Source organism: Dorea sp. BIOML-A1, assembly GCF_009875615.1.
Taxonomy (GTDB): Bacteria; Bacillota; Clostridia; order Lachnospirales; family Lachnospiraceae; genus Dorea_A; species Dorea_A amylophila.
On the sequence record NZ_WWSA01000006.1, the window covers coordinates 1 to 19,713 of the forward strand.

At 41.4% G+C, this 19,713-nt stretch carries 21 protein-coding genes and 1 tRNA gene; 20 read left to right on the forward strand and 2 right to left on the reverse strand.

Annotated features, from left to right (window positions below; all coding sequences use genetic code 11):
• Positions 1-169 precede the first annotated feature (169 nt).
• The 4 genes from GT508_RS03945 to GT508_RS03960 all read left to right on the forward strand — a co-directional run bounded on the left by GT508_RS03945 (position 170) and on the right by GT508_RS03960 (position 3,062).
• Positions 170-862 carry a FadR/GntR family transcriptional regulator gene (locus GT508_RS03945; protein WP_138376129.1) on the forward strand — a complete coding sequence of 231 codons (693 nt, stop codon included), beginning with the start codon at positions 170-172 and terminating at the stop codon, positions 860-862.
• Positions 863-1,005: 143 nt separating this feature from the next.
• Positions 1,006-1,788 carry an N-acetylmuramoyl-L-alanine amidase gene (locus GT508_RS03950; RefSeq protein ID WP_138376130.1) on the forward strand — a complete coding sequence of 261 codons (783 nt, stop codon included), beginning with the start codon at positions 1,006-1,008 and terminating at the stop codon, positions 1,786-1,788.
• Between the two features lie 105 nt (positions 1,789-1,893).
• The gene (locus GT508_RS03955) at positions 1,894-2,151 is read left to right on the forward strand and encodes a hypothetical protein (RefSeq protein ID WP_138376131.1); all 258 of its coding nucleotides are present in this window, start codon (positions 1,894-1,896) and stop codon (positions 2,149-2,151) included.
• Positions 2,152-2,360: 209 nt separating this feature from the next.
• Positions 2,361-3,062, forward strand: coding sequence for a sigma-70 domain-containing protein (locus GT508_RS03960; protein WP_138376132.1), 702 nt, complete (start codon positions 2,361-2,363; stop codon positions 3,060-3,062).
• 14 nt (positions 3,063-3,076) lie between these two features.
• Here the strand turns inward: GT508_RS03960 and GT508_RS03965 are convergent, their stop codons facing one another.
• Entirely contained in the window at positions 3,077-4,360 is a 1,284-nt protein-coding gene (locus GT508_RS03965) for an HlyC/CorC family transporter (protein WP_138376133.1), read from the reverse strand.
• A gap of 206 nt (positions 4,361-4,566) precedes the next feature.
• On the opposite strand from GT508_RS03965, the gene murB reads away from it, so the two are divergent.
• From murB to GT508_RS03995, 6 genes are all read left to right on the forward strand, one after another.
• Entirely contained in the window at positions 4,567-5,478 is a 912-nt protein-coding gene (murB, locus tag GT508_RS03970; protein ID WP_161143611.1) for a UDP-N-acetylmuramate dehydrogenase, read from the forward strand.
• A 1-nt stretch (position 5,479) separates the two neighbouring features.
• Positions 5,480-6,361 (forward strand): RNase adapter RapZ, encoded by an 882-nt coding sequence (gene rapZ / locus GT508_RS03975; RefSeq protein ID WP_055281905.1) that lies wholly within the window; start codon positions 5,480-5,482, stop codon positions 6,359-6,361.
• A gap of 8 nt (positions 6,362-6,369) precedes the next feature.
• Positions 6,370-7,275, forward strand: a complete 906-nt coding sequence (whiA, locus tag GT508_RS03980) for a DNA-binding protein WhiA (RefSeq protein WP_055281903.1) — start codon at positions 6,370-6,372, stop codon at positions 7,273-7,275.
• Positions 7,268-7,519 (forward strand): HPr family phosphocarrier protein, encoded by a 252-nt coding sequence (locus GT508_RS03985; RefSeq protein ID WP_028086428.1) that lies wholly within the window; start codon positions 7,268-7,270, stop codon positions 7,517-7,519. The genes whiA and GT508_RS03985 overlap by 8 nt, the downstream gene beginning before the upstream one ends.
• Before the next feature lie 120 nt (positions 7,520-7,639).
• Positions 7,640-8,551: a diacylglycerol/lipid kinase family protein gene (locus GT508_RS03990; protein ID WP_055281900.1), complete on the forward strand. Its 912-nt coding sequence runs from the start codon at positions 7,640-7,642 to the stop codon at positions 8,549-8,551.
• 102 nt (positions 8,552-8,653) lie between these two features.
• Positions 8,654-8,725 (forward strand) — tRNA-Glu (locus GT508_RS03995).
• A 210-nt stretch (positions 8,726-8,935) separates the two neighbouring features.
• On the opposite strand, the gene GT508_RS04000 is transcribed toward GT508_RS03995, so the two are convergent.
• Positions 8,936-10,063 (reverse strand): IS91 family transposase, encoded by a 1,128-nt coding sequence (locus tag GT508_RS04000; RefSeq protein WP_161143612.1) that lies wholly within the window; start codon positions 10,061-10,063, stop codon positions 8,936-8,938.
• Between the two features lie 238 nt (positions 10,064-10,301).
• Here GT508_RS04000 and GT508_RS04005 point away from each other — a divergent pair, with 238 nt between their 5' ends.
• The 10 genes from GT508_RS04005 to GT508_RS04050 all read left to right on the forward strand — a co-directional run bounded on the left by GT508_RS04005 (position 10,302) and on the right by GT508_RS04050 (position 19,712).
• The gene (locus tag GT508_RS04005; protein ID WP_138377214.1) at positions 10,302-10,841 is read left to right on the forward strand and encodes a CD3072 family TudS-related putative desulfidase; all 540 of its coding nucleotides are present in this window, start codon (positions 10,302-10,304) and stop codon (positions 10,839-10,841) included.
• 27 nt (positions 10,842-10,868) lie between these two features.
• The gene (locus tag GT508_RS04010; protein ID WP_138377215.1) at positions 10,869-11,429 is read left to right on the forward strand and encodes a CD3073 family putative ECF transporter S component; all 561 of its coding nucleotides are present in this window, start codon (positions 10,869-10,871) and stop codon (positions 11,427-11,429) included.
• Positions 11,430-11,436: 7 nt separating this feature from the next.
• The gene (locus tag GT508_RS04015; protein ID WP_138377216.1) at positions 11,437-12,315 is read left to right on the forward strand and encodes an energy-coupling factor transporter ATPase; all 879 of its coding nucleotides are present in this window, start codon (positions 11,437-11,439) and stop codon (positions 12,313-12,315) included.
• The gene (locus tag GT508_RS04020; RefSeq protein WP_138377217.1) at positions 12,302-13,159 is read left to right on the forward strand and encodes an energy-coupling factor transporter ATPase; all 858 of its coding nucleotides are present in this window, start codon (positions 12,302-12,304) and stop codon (positions 13,157-13,159) included. Before GT508_RS04015 ends, GT508_RS04020 begins: the two co-directional genes overlap by 14 nt.
• Entirely contained in the window at positions 13,156-13,965 is an 810-nt protein-coding gene (locus GT508_RS04025) for an energy-coupling factor transporter transmembrane component T family protein (protein WP_161143613.1), read from the forward strand. The genes GT508_RS04020 and GT508_RS04025 overlap by 4 nt, the downstream gene beginning before the upstream one ends.
• A gap of 85 nt (positions 13,966-14,050) precedes the next feature.
• Positions 14,051-14,917, forward strand: coding sequence for a class II fructose-1,6-bisphosphate aldolase (gene fba / locus GT508_RS04030; RefSeq protein WP_161143614.1), 867 nt, complete (start codon positions 14,051-14,053; stop codon positions 14,915-14,917).
• Positions 14,918-15,113: 196 nt separating this feature from the next.
• Entirely contained in the window at positions 15,114-17,225 is a 2,112-nt protein-coding gene (locus tag GT508_RS04035) for a glutamine synthetase III family protein (RefSeq protein WP_161143615.1), read from the forward strand.
• A gap of 159 nt (positions 17,226-17,384) precedes the next feature.
• Entirely contained in the window at positions 17,385-17,864 is a 480-nt protein-coding gene (locus GT508_RS04040; RefSeq protein ID WP_138377246.1) for a DUF1700 domain-containing protein, read from the forward strand.
• A 229-nt stretch (positions 17,865-18,093) separates the two neighbouring features.
• Positions 18,094-18,315, forward strand: a complete 222-nt coding sequence (locus GT508_RS04045) for a hypothetical protein (RefSeq protein WP_138377247.1) — start codon at positions 18,094-18,096, stop codon at positions 18,313-18,315.
• A gap of 224 nt (positions 18,316-18,539) precedes the next feature.
• A complete protein-coding gene (locus GT508_RS04050; RefSeq protein ID WP_161143616.1) occupies positions 18,540-19,712 on the forward strand; it encodes a THUMP domain-containing class I SAM-dependent RNA methyltransferase in 1,173 nt (390 codons plus the stop codon).
• Position 19,713: the final 1 nt, after the last annotated feature.

A 19,713-nucleotide genomic window follows, 5' to 3' on the forward strand; every position in this document is an offset into this window, starting at 1 on the left:
TTAACGCCTGTGGAGATAGTAGGTTACGAGGTCTGCGAAGCAGGAAGCCCATTGGCTTTAGACAATGGGTAGTTCACAAAGGAAATGGCTGTGTGCTTGACAATATAAACAGATAGTGTAAACTTACTTATTAGGAGATAGTGTCATTATATAATGAAAGAGGAATGTGATGGAGAGACAGCAGAAGGCTTATAAAGGCGTAATTGATTACTTTAAAAAGAAGATTTTGGATGGAGAACTTCGTCCGGGGGAGAAACTGCCGCCAGAACGGGATATCGCAGAACGGTTGAATGTAAGCCGTAATTCGGTGCGGGAGGCAATCCGTATCATGGATATGACAGGAGTAATTTCTTCGCAGCAGGGATCGGGAAATTATATTACCTGCGAATTCCAGAAAAGTCTTGCGGAGACGATGACGATGATGTTTGCTATGGATCAGATAGACTACAGGCAGATCAGTCAGATACGCCAGGCGTTGGAATGTCTGGCCTTTTCGCTTGCAATAGAAAATGCAACAGATGGTCAGATAGAAGAAATGGAGAAAGCAGTAAAGGAACTGGATCGGAGTCAGGATGATGTAAAGAATGCAGCACTGGATAAGAAACTGCATTATACGCTCTCACAGGCGTCGGGCAATATACTGGTGCAGGATTTTTTGGAGGCATGTTCCGGTGTGATCGATTCATTTATTCACGATATGCGTGCGGAGATTTTGCGTACGGAAGAGAGAAAGAATTTGTTGAATGAATGTCATAAAAAGCTGATAGAAGGGTTGAAAGAGAAAAATAAAGCAAAAGGCCTGGAGGCTTTGGAACATCATTTTACGTTGATCAATGAGATTTTGGAAGAACGGGAAAGATAGAAAAACAGAAGAACATTTGGCATAATGTTTCATATTTTATAGCAGATGGGATTGGTTCCTGTCTGCTATATTTTTTGCCTGTAAAGAGGCAGAAATGAAGGAGTCCCTGATTTTATAAAAGATGATAGGAAAGGAACATAGCTATGGCATATTCGATCATGTTGGATGCCGGACACGGCGGTACAAAAGATCCGGGAGCAGTCTATAAAGGAAGACAGGAAAAGGATGACAATCTGAGACTGGTGCTGGCAATCGGAGAGATCCTGTCTGACAGAGGACTGGATGTGAGATATACGCGGACAACGGATGTCTATGAAACCCCTTATGAGAAAGCAATGAAGGCAAATAATGCAGGAGTAGATCTCTTTATTTCTATTCACCGAAATTCATTTCCTGCCGATAATGAGGTGGAAGGAGTTGAAAGTCTGATCTATGATCTGTCGGGACTCAAATACAAGATGGCACAGGATATTAATGAGCAGCTCGAAGGTGTAGGATTCGTGAATCTGGGCGTGAAAGCAAGACCGGATCTGGTGGTTCTGAAACGTACAAAAATGCCGGCGATACTGGTAGAAGCCGGATTCCTGAATTCGGACACAGATAACCGTCTGTTTGATGATAACTTTGAAGATATCGCACAGGCAATTGCAGATGGGATTCTGGACACATTGGAAAGTAATGGGCTGATCAAAGAAGAAAAAGTTCCGGTGTACCGGGTGCAGGTAGGTTTGTTCCGGAATCAACGCTATGCGAACCGTCTGCAGAATGAACTTCTGGAGCAGGAGTATCCGGTGTACATTGACCGGTCCGGTCCGTATTACAGAGTCTATGTAGGAGAATTTGATAATTTAAATGATGCGGTACAGATGGAGCGCCGTCTGAAGCGGGCAGGATATCAGACTTTGGTCGTGCAGGGGAAGATTTAACATAGATTTTTCATTGCCGGGGTGTTTTATTTAACATAGCCCTTCTATACTTGAATCAGAAAAAGAAATAAGAGTAAAGATTCAAAAAACGGGAGGCGTTTAGAGATGAGATATCTGTGGAATATGTTGAATGAAGAATTTACAATAGAAGGGGCTGTCAGTGCCTTTCTGGTAATCAATATGATTGGATGGATGGCAGCAACGATGGGAGCAGGAATGCTGATCTGCAAATTTTTGGGATTTTCTATCACGGGTAATTTGGAAAATCTCATGTGTGCAGGAATCTACGGAGGATTGATCGTAGGATTGGTCGGGGGCAGCTTATATCTGTACGGGTTATACAAACACCACTCCATGGAATAGAAGATAAATTAAAAAGGGACTTGTTTTACAAAACAGTGTAGAACAAGTCCTTTTTTTAGTTTCGGAATATAAAGGAGGACATGATGGCGGATGGTATAGCAATTGACACGAGGATCATTTCATAATATTATGGAATTGCTTTGGGAGTGTTAAGACAACAATAAAATGTGTATGTATGAATAAAAGTAATAAAAAGATGGAGGAATAAAATGGCAGATAGATTACAGTTTAAAGAAAAGCTTGCGGGAGTACTTGCGCTTGCAGAAGATCAGAATGGAAAGATTACCGTAGATGAAGTGGAAAAGTATTTTGAAGAGGACGGACTTTCGCAGGAACAGATGAATCTGGTCTGTGATTACCTGTTATCGATGAAGATGGCGGTGATCGGTTATAAACAGGCCGGAGGTACGGTAAAAGAAGCGGAAAATGAAGAACAACAGCCATTAAGCCCGGACGAACAGAAATACGTAGAAGAATATCTGCGAAGTCTTGGCGATATGAATGAAGAGACACCGGAAGAGGTGCGCATGGCATATTATCTTCCGAAAGTGGTAGAAGAAGCGGTGAGACTGCATCATCCGGAAGTGTTTATCGGTGATATGATCCAGGAAGGAAACATTGTACTGATGCTGGCATTAAAAGAGATCCGGAAGGAAAAAGATGAAGAAGAGATTCTGGAACAGATACGTGCCGGAATGCTGGCATCGTTGGAGTCGCAGACAGAAGTAAAGAGAAGAGATCATAAGATGGTTGAGAAAGTTACAGAACTTGATGAGACGATCAAGAGTATGAAAGAAGAATACGGACGTAAAGTCAGCGTGGATGAAGTTGCAGACAGACTTGGAATCAGCGAGGATGAGATCGAAGATATTCTGAAACTTGCCGGAGAAGAAGTGAAAGATGAAGAATAAAAAGGAGACGGGGATTAATCCTCGTCTCCTTCTTCATCTTCCGGTTTTGGTTCCGGCAGATATAAATGTACACTTTCAATTCTGTTTTTATCTAATTTTTCTACAACCAGATGGATGCCGTCTTCGGTGGTGACGCCGTCGCCAATCTCAGGAAGCCGGTCCAGATGCTCGATAATGAATCCACCGACGGAATCATACTCTTCTGAGGTCAGATCAAGATCGAGCCTGTCATTTAAGTCATCCAGATTCGTGGAACCTTCTACGATATAATCGCGTTCACCAACCTGTTTGATAAAGTCTTCTTCGTTTTCGTCATATTCATCATGAATTTCTCCGACGATTTCTTCCAGGATATCCTCTAATGTGATCAGTCCGGAAGTTTCGCCGTATTCATCCAGAACGATGGCAATGTTAAAAGAAGCCTGGCGCATCTCCACAAGTAATTCGGAAATATTCTTATATTCGTAAGTGAAATAGGCCTCGCGCATAAAGTCGCGGATATGAAACTCTTTTTCTTTGTCATATAAGAGAAGATCTTTCATATTGATCGTACCGACAACATTGTCCGTTGTATCTTCAAAAATCGGAAGACGTGTGAATTTGTCCTCGCGGAAAATGTCGATCAATTCTTCGTAGGTGGCATTTACATCGGCGAACGTAACATGAACTCTTGGTACCATAACATCTTTCGCTTTCGCATCGCCAAGATCGAATACGTTATAGATCATCTCTTTTTCGTCAGATTCGATGACACCGCTTTCGTGGCTGACATCTACGATCGTACGGAGTTCGGATTCTGTCATCTGTTTATTTCCGGCATTCGGATCGATGTGAAGAATGCGGAGAATGATATCCGACAGCGTATTGATGATAAATACAAATGGTGTCATGACTTTGATGTACAGATTTATGGCCGGAGCATAACGAAGAGACATCTTTTCCGCATGCAGTGTAGCCATGGTCTTTGGCGTGATCTCTCCGAAGAGAATGATCAGTACAGACAGAACTGCACTTGCCACTGCCACCATAGACCCGCCAAGATTGTAAGCCAGGGTGGTAGTAAGGGAAGCGGCGGAAAGATTCACCACATTATTACCGATCAGGATCGCACTCAGCATCTTGCTGGTATCATCGGTAATACGCATAACGGTTTTTGCCCGCTTGCTGCCTTCGTCGGCAAGACCGCGGATACGCATTCGGTTTACCGTTGTTAAAGCTGTCTCCGCAGATGAAAAAAATCCTGAAAGAATCAATAAAATCAATAGAATAATGAGTTGTATCGCGACACTCGTGTCCAATTGTATAATTCACTCCTTTAAAAAATAAATACTTGGCACTAATATACCGCATTTGAGGTAAATTTGCAAGTGTACGTTGAATTTACCGGGCGTTTAGTGTAAGATGTAGGTACTGTCTGAGGGCAGGAATTTTATGAACTGAAAATTCTGTATGATATAGTAGCGGTTGGAAGAAGAACAACCTGACAAAAAAGGTGGAGACAAGAATGAATCAGGAAATAGGAAAGAAATTATTGAGTATTTTAAAAGTGGAACAGGTAAAAAAGGATGAACCGATGAAGATTCACACAACATTCCGTGTGGGAGGTCCGGCAAGCTATTTTGTGACACCAGAGACGGAAGAAGAAGTTGCAAAAGTGATCGAGGTGTGCACACAGGAAAATGTTCCTTATTATATAGTAGGAAATGGAAGTAATCTTCTGGTATCCGATCAGGGATATGAAGGAGTGATCATCCAGATATATAAACAGATGAATCGGGTGGAAATTACAGAAAATGAGATTCACGCACAGGCGGGCGCATTGCTTTCCGTGATTGCTAACCGTGCAATGGAAGCAGAACTTACAGGTTTTGAATTTGCGGCAGGAATTCCGGGAACACTCGGAGGAGCGTGTGTGATGAATGCTGGAGCATATGGCGGGGAGATGAAGGATGTACTGGAAACGGTAACCGTTCTTACCCGTGATGGGGATGTAAAAACGTTGACAAAAGATGAACTGGAACTCGGATACCGTACCAGTGTGATCGCAAAAAAAGACTATATTGCATTAAGTGCGGTGATCAGACTTGAGAATGGAAAAAAAGAAGAGATCAAAGCCGTTATGGATGACCTGAAGGAAAAAAGAATTACAAAGCAGCCATTGGAATATCCGAGTGCGGGAAGTACATTCAAACGCCCGGAGGGATATTTCGCGGGAAAGCTGATACAGGATGCAGGACTTCGTGGATTTCAGGTCGGAGGAGCGCAGGTGTCTGAAAAACATTGTGGATTTGTAGTGAATAAGGATCAGGCAACAGCAGCAGATGTGATGAACCTGATGAACCAGGTGTCTGATAAGGTGTATGAAATGTCAGGAGTACGGCTTGAGCCGGAAGTAAAGAGACTGGGAGTGTTCTAAGATGAGATGTGTGATCGTTACCGGAATGTCCGGGGCTGGAAAAAGTACAGCACTTAAGATGCTGGAAGATATGGGATATTTTTGTGTAGATAATCTGCCGGTACCGCTGATTCCGAAGATGGCAGAACTGTTAAGCGTGCCGGGGACGGAGATCAACAAGGCTGCTCTTGGAGTAGATATCCGGAGTGGACAGAATTTTTATGAACTGAAGAAGATATTAAAAGAGCTGGACCGGTCGGGAACAAGATTTGAGATCCTGTATCTGGAATCCAGTGATGATGTACTGATCAAAAGATATAAAGAGACAAGAAGATTTCATCCCTTATCCGGAAAAGACGGGAGAGTGGAAGAAGGAATTAAAGAAGAAAGAAAACGGCTGAAATTTTTAAGAGAGCGTGCAGATTATCTGATTGACAGCAGTCATATGCTGACAAGAGAACTGCGTGCAGAACTGTCAAAGATTTTTGTGGAAAATAAAGAATATAAGAATCTGTATATATCCGTATTGTCATTTGGATTCAAATACGGAATACCGGCAGATGCTGACCTTGTATTTGATGTACGTTTTCTTCCTAATCCGTATTATATTGATGAACTGCGTCCGAAAAGCGGGAATGACAAAGAAGTCCGGGAGTATGTCATGGATAATGACAAGGCAAGAATGTTCCTTGCAAAACTGACGGATATGGTGGAATTCCTGATTCCGAATTATGTACAGGAAGGTAAGACACAGCTGGTGATCGGGATCGGATGTACAGGCGGAAAGCACCGGTCGGTGACGTTGGCGAATGAATTATATGAAGCATTGAGTAAGAATGATAATTATGGTATCCGTATCGAACACCGTGATATTGGAAAGGATGCTGTCACCAAAGCGAGGTAGAAAGTCAGATGTCATTCTCGGGAAAAGTAAAAGAAGAATTATTGGAACATTATGCCAGAGCAAGACACTGTGATATTGCGGAATTGTCTGCAATTGTTCATATGTGCGGAGCATTTGGATCGGGATACAAAGGAGTGTGCTGTCTTAAAGTACATACAGAAAATCTAGGGGTCGCAAGAAAATGCTTTACATTGTTGGAAAAAACGTTTAATATAAAGAATGATATCGTAGTCCGCAGAAATGCAGGAAAAGATAATTACAGTTATTACATTTATGCAAAAGGTGAAGAACTAATGGCGATCCGTGACACGATCGTACAGGCAGTCTGTTGTAAGAGAGCATATATCAGGGGAGCATTTATAGCATCGGGGTCTATGAGTGATCCAAGCAAGTCTTATCATTTTGAAATTGTCTGTAACGATATGCGTCAGGCAGAGCATCTGCGGGACATGATGAACAGTTTCGATGTAGATGCGAAGATTGTACAGCGTAAAAGAACATATGTAGTTTATCTTAAGGAAGGCTCACAGATTGTAGATATACTGAATGTGATGGAAGCCCACGTGGCTTTGATGGAACTGGAGAATGTCCGTATCATGAAAGAGATGCGTAATTCTGTGAACCGGAAAGTAAACTGTGAGACAGCTAATATTAATAAAACCGTATCTGCTGCAGTAAGGCAGATGGAGGATATTACATATATCAGAGATCAGATCGGTTTTGAGAAGCTGCCGGAGGGATTAAGAGACGTTGCCCTTACGCGTCTGGCATACCCGGAAGCGGCTTTGAAAGAGCTTGGTCAGCTAATGGCGAATCCTCTGGGAAAATCAGGGGTGAATCACAGGCTCAGGAAGTTAAGTGAAATCGCACAACAGTTAAGGGAACAGCAAGGAGGAGCAAGTCGTTATGATTAGAAAGCCTGTTACCATTCAGAATAATATGGACATGGAAGACCGTCCGGTGGCTCATCTCGTACAGGAAGCAAGCCAGTATGCGAGCCAGGTATATATTGTGATGGGAAGTAAAAAGATTAACGCAAAGAGTATTATGGGAATGATGAGTCTGAAACTTCAGAAAGGCGAAGATGTTACAATTGTAGCAGACGGTCAGGATGAAGATGCAGCCGTAAGTGGCGTGGCAACATTTTTAGGTGCATAACAATAATACAGGGAATATCCGGATGATGTGAGATAAAGGGGCCGTTGTGATGAGAGTTACAATAGCCTCTTCATTATTAAATTAAGAATTATATGAAAGATAAGGGAGGATGCATATTTTATGAAGCGTTTGCTTTTTATCTACAATCCACATGCGGGAAAAGAACTTTTAAAACCGAAGCTTGCAGATGTGATTGATATCTTTGTGAAAGCCGGCTATGAGGTTGTGGCATATCCGACGCAGGCGTATCGTGATGCGTATAAGAAAATTAAGAAATATGATTCCAGTGAATACGATCTGATCGTGTGCAGCGGAGGAGACGGAACGCTTGACGAGGTCGTAACCGGTATGATGAAACGCGACAGGGATAAGCGGGAGCCGATCGGATATATTCCGACCGGTACAACAAATGACTTCGCAAGCAGCCTTCATATTCCGAGAGGATTACTGGAGGCAGCAGACAATGCAGTAAATGGGGAAGTATTTGCCTGTGATGCCGGAAGATTTAATGATGATATTTTTGTCTATATTGCGGCATTCGGACTGTTTACAGATGTATCTTACCAGACAAAACAGTCTATGAAGAATGTTCTGGGACATCTGGCATATGTGCTGGAAGGTGCGAAACGTCTGTTCAATATTCCTTCATATAAGGTGAAGGTGACACATGATGATGAAGTGATCGAAGATGAATTCGTATATGGAATGGTTACAAATTCCAGATCCGTCGGTGGGTTCCGTAATCTGATCGGAAAACAGGTCGGATTCGATGACGGGGTTTTTGAAGTGACATTGATCAAGACACCTAAGAATCCGATCGAATTGCAGGAAATCATCGCTGCATTGATGATCGAGCAGATGGATTCCAAGTATATGTATACGTTCAAGAGTGGACGGATCATGTTCGAATCTATAGAGGAGATACCATGGACGCTGGATGGGGAATTCGGCGGCGAACATGATGAAGTTGTGGTCGAGAACCTGAATAAAGAGCTTCAGATCATGGTTCCGGGAACGCATGAAGAAGATTAAAAATCCCTGAATTGTAGAAAAAACCAAGAAATTTAAAAAAATTAAAAAAAGTACTTGCCTTTTTGCAAAATCCTTGCTATACTAGGCAAGTACCAAACGAATGGCTCCGTGGTCAAGCGGTCAAGACGCTAGCCTCTCACGCTGGAATCAGGGGTTCGATTCCCCTCGGAGTCACTGAGATCTGCAGATTCTTCTGCAGATTTTTTTACTTTATAGGAAAGTTCTCAAATCTGAAAATATAGGGTATAATGAATGATGAATAAAAAATGGCATAACAAAAGAGCGAGGGTTGGGTTCTAACTTCGCGATGACTTTGATTATGAAATTTTTTGTTTTGTGTGGTCTGCACTATTTGACGATTGAGAAAATATTATGAGTATGGCTTCATCCATATCCCATGACCTTTCGGTATTGTTCAAATAGTGCAGTTTTTTTGTAATAAACTTCAAACGCAAACATGGATTTGCCACATTTAGGACATTTGAGAGGGTCATATCCAAAAGTCAGAAGAATCATGTTCTGCCAGTTATAAAACTTACAAAGGTATCTGTGCTTTTTAGATGAAATACATTTGTGAAGTTTTGATTCCTGTTTATGGTGTTTAGCATAGATACCATAATAACGAAGCATTTTGAAGTGTTTTTCTGGGATATGTACAATTAGTCTTTTTATGAAATCAAGTGCAGGGATACATTCGGTGATAGTCTGATTATCTTCGTGTCTGGTGTAATGAAAAGTAACATTATCCCCGTCATACGCATCAATACGAGAAGTTGCAATTACAGGTCTGCCAAGATATCTGCTGATGTATTTAATAGTAACATCAGGTTTACAATGATTAGGCTTGGCACGAACATAGAATCCTTCGGCATGTTTGCTATACATTTCGTTTTTAACTTTACAAAAAGATTTACCAATCTTATTAGTTAACTGGTCGAGAAGAACTTTTCGGAAGGAATTGCGAAGGAAACGGAAATCAAAGTGTGTGCAAGGACGCCAAACAGTATGATTACCAGCACCACCTTCAGAGATAAGAGCATGAATGTGAGGATTCCATTTCAAGTCACGCCCGAAAGTATGAAGAACCAGAATAAATCCAGGGGTGAAAAGTTCAGCTTTGTTTTGTTTGTGAAACATACGAAGAACAACATCTCTGACAGAATGAAAGAGACAATTTAAAAGAGATCTGTCATTAAGGAAATAAATACGCAGTTCTTCAGGAATAGTAAAGACACAATGTCGATGAACACAATTGACCAGTTTACAAGACATGTGAAAAGAACGTTTTTGATTATACATGTTTCCGCAGGAAGGACAAAAACGAGACTTACAGCGGAAAGGAACGAATTTCAATTTACCACAATCAGGGCATGCAAAGAAAGCACCGCCATAAGAAGGATCACCACAATGAATCATCTTGGAGATATTTTCGGTCTCAGTTTGACGAGGATGAAGTTCGTAAAGGATATGCTCATAATAATCAATAAAAATGTTTTGTAATATATTGCTCATGCAATAATTTTACAATAAAAATGAACAAAGAAAAACCCACCCCTCATGAATGAGGGGCAGGGGAGTTGAGAGTGTGTTTACACACTATTTTTATCAAAGTGTTCAAAACAAGTCTGTTAAAAGTCCATTATTAATTTCATAGATATAATCTATAAGCAATCTTTTATATAAAGAAAAACAATTTCAATAAGCAGATAATAAATGATACTATGGAAGAAGTCGGAAAGGAATAGGAATTATGAAAGATCTTTTGATAGTATCTCATTGCATTTTGAATCATGCGGCAAAGGTGGAACAGGATGAAGCGGAACTGGCCGGAGAATATAAGATCCGGGAAGAGTTGCTGCAGCTTGTTTTAAAAAAAGATGTACAGTTATTTCAAATGCCCTGTCCAGAGTTTATCATGTATGGGTCTCAGAGATGGGGGCATGTAAAGAATCAGTTTCAACATCCATTTTATATTGAACAATGCCGGCATATTCTTGAACCGGTTTTATTTCAGTTGCAAGAATATGCGCAGCATGTGGAAAAATTCCGCATTTTGGGGATTGTTTCGGTAGAAGGCAGTCCGAACTGTGGATATCATCTTACCTGCGAAGGAGAATGGAAGGGTGAGATTGGCACGGATGAAAAAAGAATACAGGACATTCAGAATTCTTTGAAAATGACAGAAAAACCGGGTGTATATATGGAAGTACTGGAAGAAGAGCTTCGTAAAAAAAATATGAAGATTCCTATTGTGACGATGCAGGAAGCAGTACAGCTGCTGAAAAACTAATGGTTGGAGAGAAGAGAGGAGAACAAAATGAAAAACAGAAAAGTCTATGTAACAACTTTTTGTGGTGTTGCAGTAGCAATGAACATTGTACTTGGAATTATCACATCGGCACTGGGTATCCCGTTATATCTGGATACACTTGGAACCGTACTTTCTGCGGCGATTCTTGGTCCGGTACCGGGTATCATCGTAGGAGCATTGAGCAATATTATTACAGGACTGATCTATAGCGTGTCGGATATCCCATTCTGTCTGGTAAATATGGCAGTCGGTCTGATCGTAGGTCTTGTGGCAAAAAAATGGAAATTCGGAATCATTCCGGCAATAATTACAGGTGTTGCACTTAGTTTTATCTGCCCGGCGATCGGAACACCAATCGGAATCTATGTATATGGAGGACTGAATGGATCAGTTTCGGATATGCTGGTGATGTCACTGGTGCAGGGTGGAAAAACAATTTTTCAGGCTTCCTTCCTCAGAAATGTTGCATCAAACTTGATCGATAAGATCGGAACATGTATTATCGGATATCTGCTCATTAAGGCAATGCCGATGAGATTTTTGGATAATTTTAAGAAAGAGGCATAAATCTCATATGATAAAGATTGAAAATCTGGTACATAACTATACAATATGGAAAGATGAAAATACAAAAAGTGAGAAGACAGTGTTGGACGGAATATCATTAGATATTCCGTCTGGTCAGTTTGTGGCAATTTTAGGGCCGAATGGTTCCGGTAAGTCTACATTAGCAAGGCATTTGAATGTATTACTGCTTCCGGATGAAGGAACAGTATGGATTGACGGAAAGAATACACAGGCAAAAGAAAGGCTTTATGAAATCAGAAGACAGGTTGGTATGGTGTTTCAGAATCCGGACAATCAGATTATCGGCACCAGTGTAGAAGAAGATGTTGCATTTGGCCCGGAGAACAAAAATGTAGAGCCGGAAAAAATAAGAAGAATTGTAGAAGATGTTTTGCGGAAAGTAAGATTATGGGAGAAGAGAAAAACTCCGCCTTCCAAATTATCGGGCGGGCAGAAACAGAGACTGGCAACGGCGGATGCGCTGGCAGGACTCCCGGAATGTCTGGTGTTGGATGAACCGACAGCTATGCTGGATCCCTCTTCAAGAAAAGAAGTAATAAATATTGTGAAAGAATTGAATCAAAAAGAGGGAATGACGATTATCCTGATCACACATCATACGGATGAAGTCGTAGATGCGGATCGTATTATATTGATGAAGGATGGAAAAATAATCGGAGATGATATTCCAAAAAAAATATTTGCAGACCGCAGCCTGTTAAAAAGAGCGAAAATGGATATTCCGCCGGTTGTAGAATTGGGTATGCGGCTGAAAAAGCAGAAGATCGGATTGGATGAACCGGTTTTACATGAACAGGAAATGATCAGAAAAATTACAGAACTATATAGAAGTAAATGCGGAGGCTGGAAAGATGCTGCAAGGTAAACATATCACATTTTCTTATCAGGATCCGGCAAAAGGGAAGACAGATGTCCTGGCAGATGTTTCGTTTGAAATCAGAGAGCACGATTTTATAGGACTGATCGGTGCATCGGGATCAGGAAAGACAACGTTGATCAAGCATCTGAACGGTCTGCTGAAGGCAGAATCGGGAGAAATCTTTTTTAAAGGTAAAAATATATACAGTAAAAAATATCCGCTTTCAGAATTGAGAAAAAAAGTCGGGCTTGTATTTCAATATCCCGAACAACAGTTGTTTGGCAGGACAATTTTGAAAGATGTGATGTATGGTCCGCTGAATCTGGGAATGAGTGAAGAAGAGGCCGGAAAGTCAGCAAAGGAAAGCCTGGAACTGGTGGGGATTCCGGAAGAGTATTATCAGATGAGTCCGATGGAGCTTTCGGGAGGACAGAAAAGATGTGCTGCGATTGCAGGTGTACTAGCGATGCAGCCGGAAATACTGGTGTTAGACGAACCGGCAGCAGGTCTTGATCCTGAGACGAAACATGAAATATTTGAGCTGTTATGCAGGATAAGAGAGAAACGAAATAACGCAATTGTACTGGTATCACATCATATGGAAGATGTAGCGCAATTTGCTAACCGTGTATGGGTAATGCATAAAGGAAAGATCGCGATGGACGGCACTCCGGAAGAAGTGTATTCCAGAGTAGAAGAGCTGGAAGAAATGAACATTGGAATTCCACAGATCACACATTTGACCTATTCACTGATAAAAGAGGGTGTACCTTTGCCACGGCCGGCAATCAGTGTGGAAGAAGCAGAAAAGATGCTGGCAGAGATTTTGAAAGAGGAGAAACCATTATGATTCGGGATATTACGATTGGAAGATATTATGATTCGGAATCTGTGATTCACCGGATGGATCCGAGGACAAAATTGATGGGAGTTCTGGTATACATTATTTCACTGTTCCTTGTGAAAAATGTCTGCTGGTATATCGGATGTCTGATAGTAATGTTTGTTCTTTATAAGGCTGCGGGAGTTCCGTTTGGATATTTGCTGAAAGGGCTTCGGGGAATCCTGCTTTTGCTCTTTTTTACATTCCTGTTCCGTATGTTGTACACGCCGGGGGATCCGGTCGTACAGGTCTGGATATTTACGATAACAAAACAAGGAATATTAAAAGCAGTACAGATGACAGCAAGGATTGCCCTGATGATCTCGGGTGCATCTCTCCTTTCTTATACTTCAACTCCGAAAGAACTTGCGGATGGTTTGGAAAAAGCGTTTTCCGGATTGGAAAAAACAGGGATTCCTGTGCATGAAATGGCGGTCATTGTGATGATAGCGTTCAGATTCATTCCCATCATGTTAGAAGAATTAAATGTTTTGATGGATGCACAGGCAGCCAGAGGCGCAAAATTTGAAGATGGCAATATACTGGAAAAATGTAAAGGTGTCATGACGTTATTGCTTCCATTGTTTCTGCTGACGGTACGAAGGTCATCGGATCTGGCAATGGCAATGGAAGCCCGGGGGTATACAGGAAGCGGAAAAACTTCAAGAATGTATCCATTGGTATATAAAAAAGAAGACCGGGCGGGATACCTTGCGATTTTGATATATATTAGTGTTTTCATAATTGCAAGGATAAGTTCCTTGTCTTTTTAGAAGTTATGATATATAATGCAAGTGAAACAAATTTGTCATAAAGAAACAGAGATGCTTATGGCAGTAAGAATTGGAGGAATAACATATGTTAGTATCAGCAAAAGAAATGCTCGATAAGGCAGTAGCAGGTCACTACGCAGTAGGACAGTTTAACATCAATAACTTAGAGTGGACAAAATCTATTCTTCTTACAGCAGAAGAGTTAAAGTCACCAGTTATCTTAGGTGTATCTGAAGGTGCCGGAAAATACATGACCGGATTCAAGACTGTAACAGCTATGGTTAAAGCTATGATGGAAGAACTTAACATCACAGTTCCGGTTGCATTACACCTTGACCACGGAACATACGAAGGATGTAAAAAATGTATCGATGCAGGATTCTCTTCAATCATGTTCGATGGATCTAAATATCCAATCGAAGAGAATGTGGCAAAGACAAAAGAACTGATTGCTATTTGTAGAGAAAAAGGAATGTCTATCGAAGCTGAAGTAGGATCTATCGGTGGAGAAGAAGACGGAGTTATCGGTAAAGGTGAATGTGCTGATCCTAATGAATGTAAGATGATCGCTGACCTTGGTGTTGATATGCTCGCAGCAGGTATCGGTAATATCCACGGAAAATATCCTGCAAACTGGGAAGGATTAAGTTTTGAGACTCTGGATGCTATCCAGAAACTGACTGGCGATATGCCATTAGTTCTTCACGGAGGTACAGGAATTCCGGAAGATATGATCAAGAAAGCAATCAGTCTCGGTGTTGCAAAGATCAACGTAAACACAGAGTGCCAGCTGTCATTTGCTGATGCTACACGTAAATATATTGAAGCAGGAAAAGATCTGGAAGGAAAAGGATACGATCCTCGTAAACTCCTGAAACCAGGTGCTGAAGCTATCCAGGCAACAGTTAAAGAGAAGATGGAATTGTTCGGTTCAGTAGGAAAAGCTGAATAATCAGTAAATTTTCACTTGCCTTTTTTGACTGGTTGAGTTATACTAACTGGCATAGGAAGAACAAAGGCGTTCCAACGAAAGTTGGAGTGCCTTTTTTCATACTATGGTATGCACAGAAAGTGTATAAGAAGATTATATGCATACCATAGTGTGAAACTTATACTATAAATAACAATGAGAAAGGAAACGAAGAGACATGAGTGAACCAATTAATGTAGCCAAGATATTTGGCGAAGACGTGTTCAATGATACTGTAATGCAGGAACGTCTTCCAAAAAAAGTCTATAAGGATCTGAAGAAAACAATTGAAGAAGGTAAGGAATTAGACCTTGCTACAGCAGATGTAATTGCACATGAGATGAAAGAATGGGCAATTGAGAAGGGGGCTACACACTATACTCATTGGTTCCAGCCTCTGACAGGTGTAACCGCTGAAAAACATGATTCATTTATTTCAGCACCTCTTCCGAATGGAAAAGTACTGATGAGTTTTTCGGGGAAAGAACTGATCAAAGGAGAACCGGATGCATCATCATTCCCATCGGGCGGACTTCGTGCAACATTCGAAGCAAGAGGATATACAGCATGGGATTGTACATCACCGGCATTTGTAAGACATGATGCGGCAGGAGCAACACTTTGCATCCCTACGGCATTTTGTTCATACAAAGGAGAGGCACTTGACCAGAAGACCCCGCTTCTTCGTTCTATGCAGGCAATCAATGAGCAGTCACTGAGACTGTTAAGATTGTTCGGAAATACAACATCTAAGAAAGTAACACCTTCCGTAGGACCGGAGCAGGAATATTTCCTTGTAGATGCTGAAAAATTCTTACAGAGAAAAGACCTGATCTATACAGGACGTACACTGTTCGGAGCAATGCCTCCAAAAGGTCAGGAATTAGACGATCATTATTTCGGAACCATCCGTCAGAGAATCGCAGGATTCATGAAAGATGTCAATGAAGAACTCTGGAAAGTCGGTGTTACATCTAAGACACAGCATAATGAAGTTGCACCTGCACAGCATGAACTTGCACCAATCTATGCAGAGTGTAATGTAGCGCTGGATCACAACCATATTATCATGCAGACACTGAAGAGAGTTGCATGCCAGCATGGTATGAAGTGTTTACTCCATGAGAAACCGTTCGCAGGAGTTAATGGTTCCGGTAAACATGATAACTGGTCTCTTACAACAGACGATGGAAAGAACCTGTTAGAGCCAGGCAAAACACCACATGAAAATATTCAGTTCTTACTGGTACTTACCTGTATCCTGAAAGCAGTTGACAGACACGCAGATCTTCTTCGTGAATCTGCAGCAGATCCTGGTAATGATCATAGACTCGGAGCTAACGAGGCACCACCGGCAATCATCTCTGTATTCCTCGGAGAACAGTTAGAAGATGTACTGGAACAGCTGATCAGCACAGGCGAAGCTACACATAGTCTGAAAGGCGGAAAGCTTCAGACAGGAGTTGATACACTTCCGGATCTTGCAAAAGATGCAACAGACCGTAACAGAACATCACCATTTGCATTCACAGGCAACAAATTCGAATTCCGTATGGTAGGTTCCCGTGATTCTATTTCAGGACCAAACGTAGTACTGAATACAATCGTTGCAGAAGCATTCTCAGAGGCTTGTGATGTCCTTGAAAAAGCAGATAACTTTGATGAAGCAGTTCATGACCTGATCAAGAAATATGCAACAGAGCATCAGAGAGTGGTATTCGACGGTAATGGATACTCAGATGCATGGGTAGAGGAAGCTGAAAGACGTGGACTTCCAAATATCAGATCTATGGTAGAAGCAATACCTGCCCTGACTACAGACAAGGCTATCAATATGTTTGAAAAATTCAAAGTATTTACAAAAGCTGAGCTGGAATCCCGTGCAGAGATCAAATTTGAAAGCTATGCAAAGGCAATCAATATTGAAGCACGTACGATGATCGATATGGCAAGCAAACAGATTATTCCTGCAATTATTAAATATACGAAAGAACTTGCAGATACAGTAGTTGCAGTAAAAGAAGCCGGCGCAGATGCATCTGTTCAGGCAGAACTTCTGACAGAAGTATCCGGATTATTAGCAGAGTCTAAGAAAGCGCTGGAAGCACTGAAAGTTGTCACAGATCAGGCAGCAACTATGGAAGAGGGAGAAGATCAGGCAAGATTCTACTACTTCGATGTTGTACCTGCAATGGAAGCACTCCGTACTCCGGTTGACACACTGGAGATGATCGTTGACAAAGAAGCATGGCCAATGCCTTCTTATGGAGATCTTATCTTTGAAGTATAATCAGAGATGGAAGATTATCTGTTAGACGAAGAAAATATTTTAGAAATACATTAGAAAAATTTAAGAACCCTGGACTTGGAATGGACACATGATTGTGATATTCTAAGTTCAGGGTTTTTGAATACCAAAGTATGTTAAAATCCTGCAAGGAGGGCAATCATGACGAAAAGAGAATTTTTAGATAAATTAAAAAAAGCACTTGTCAATGACCTTTCGGGAAGTGTAATACAGGAGAATGTGAATTATTACAACGATTATATCACGGAAGAAGTGCGGAAAGGACGCAGAGAGTCTGATGTGATCGAAGAACTGGGGGATCCATGGGCAATTGCAAAGAATATTATTACTTCGGAAGAAATGAAAGGAAACACACAGGAATCATATGACAGCTATGAGCCGGGAAGACGAAGAGAGAATTCTTATGAACAGGACTATGGCAGCGAATCCGGGTACAGGGGCACACACGTCTTTGGGCTTGATACCTGGTGGAAGAAACTGGTTCTGATCCTTGGAATTATAGGAATTGTTGTATTGGTTGTGGCGGTGGTCGGAGGAATTATCAGTCTGCTTGCACCGATATTCGTGCCGCTTCTGATCGTGTGTCTGATCATTAAGCTGATTAACGGCAGGAGAAGGTGAATAGATAATAAGTAAAAGACCGATGGGGGAGCCATCGGTCTTTTGAGGGGAGTATAAATAATTAATAAGGGGTTGTAGAAAGTGTCCTTTCTACACCAACAGTATAATATAGTAAAAAATAAAAATCAAGAAAAATATTAAAAAAATCTTAATATGTGCCGGGATGCATAATTGGAAAATGTCAGGACATACTAATCACGTAACAAAAAGTGATTAGGAGGAATTCAAAATGGCTAAAAATTACAATTCATCAGAAAACTGTCATAACGAGGCGGACAAGCACACATCGAACAGAAATGCATCCAGAAACACATCGAACAAGAACGTATATGGAAAGAATGCATCGGACAGAAATGTAACAGACAAGAATGCAAACAACAAAAATGCATATGACAAAGATGCGAAAGACAAGAATTCTTACAATTATGGAAATGAGAACAGCAGCTACTAGTAACAAAGAGTTTCCGTGCAGGACGTACAAAAGTGCGTCCTGCTTTTTTGCCGCCATGTATGTGTAACGAACTTCCAAAAGCAGGAGACCGGGTGGAGAACCGGGAGGTTCTATATGTGAAATGGGTTGACAAAGAGAGGCGGTTATCAGTAAGATAAGTAAGTAGAAAATAATAGATGGAATGCAGTTGTACTGCATGAATAGAGCAGATAATGGAGAATTAAATGAAAAAAATGGAATTGATCGCTCCCTGTCATTTTGGGCTGGAAGCGGTATTAAAACGAGAGATACTGGATCTGGGATATGATATCTCGGAAGTAGAAGACGGAAGGGTCGGTTTCTGGGGAGACGCAGAGGCAATCTGCCGTGCAAATATATTTCTCAGAACAGCGGAGAGAGTTCTTCTGAAAGTAGGCAGTTTTAAAGCAACAAGCTATGAAGAGTTATTTGAGAATACCAGAGTGTTGGACTGGGAAAATTATATCCCGGAAAATGGAAAATTCTGGGTTGCAAAAGCGGCATCTGTAAAGAGTAAATTATTCAGCCCGTCGGATATCCAGTCAGTGATGAAAAAAGCGATGGTAAGAAGAATGCAGCAAAAGTACCAGGTAGAATGGTTTGCGGAAGACGGAGCAGCATATCCGGTCCGTGTCTTCCTGAAAAAGGATGTTGTGACGGTTGGAATCGATACATCCGGTGTATCTCTGCATAAAAGAGGATACCGTGAAGTATCAGGAAAAGCACCGATCACAGAGACACTGGCAGCAGCACTGATCATGCTGACTCCATGGCATAAGGACAGAATTCTGGTAGATCCGTTCTGCGGAAGTGGTACATTTCCGATAGAAGCAGCAATGATCGCAGCGAATATCGCACCGGGGATGAATCGTTCCTTTACGGCAGAAGAATGGACGAACTTGATCCCGAAGAAGCTCTGGTATGAGACGGTAAATGAAGCGAATGAACTGATTAACGATGATATCGAAGTTGATATCCAGGGATACGATGTAGACGGATCTGTGATCAAGATCGCGAGACGTAATGCGAGAGAGGCGGGTGTCGATCATCTGATTCATTTCCAGGAAAGAGATGTGAAAGATTTAAGTCATCCAAAGAAATATGGATTCATCATTACGAATCCGCCGTATGGAGAAAGGCTGGAAGATAAGAAGGATCTGCCGGCATTATATAAGGCATTCGGAGAGAGCTTTAAGAATCTGGATTCCTGGTCTGCGTATATGATTACATCTTATGAAGATGCAGAACGCTATTTCGGACGGAAAGCCGATCGTAACCGTAAGATTTATAACGGAATGTTAAAGACATATTTTTACCAGTTCTTAGGACCAAAGCCGCCAAAGGCCGGACGTCCGTCGGACAGACAGGAGAAGAAATAAG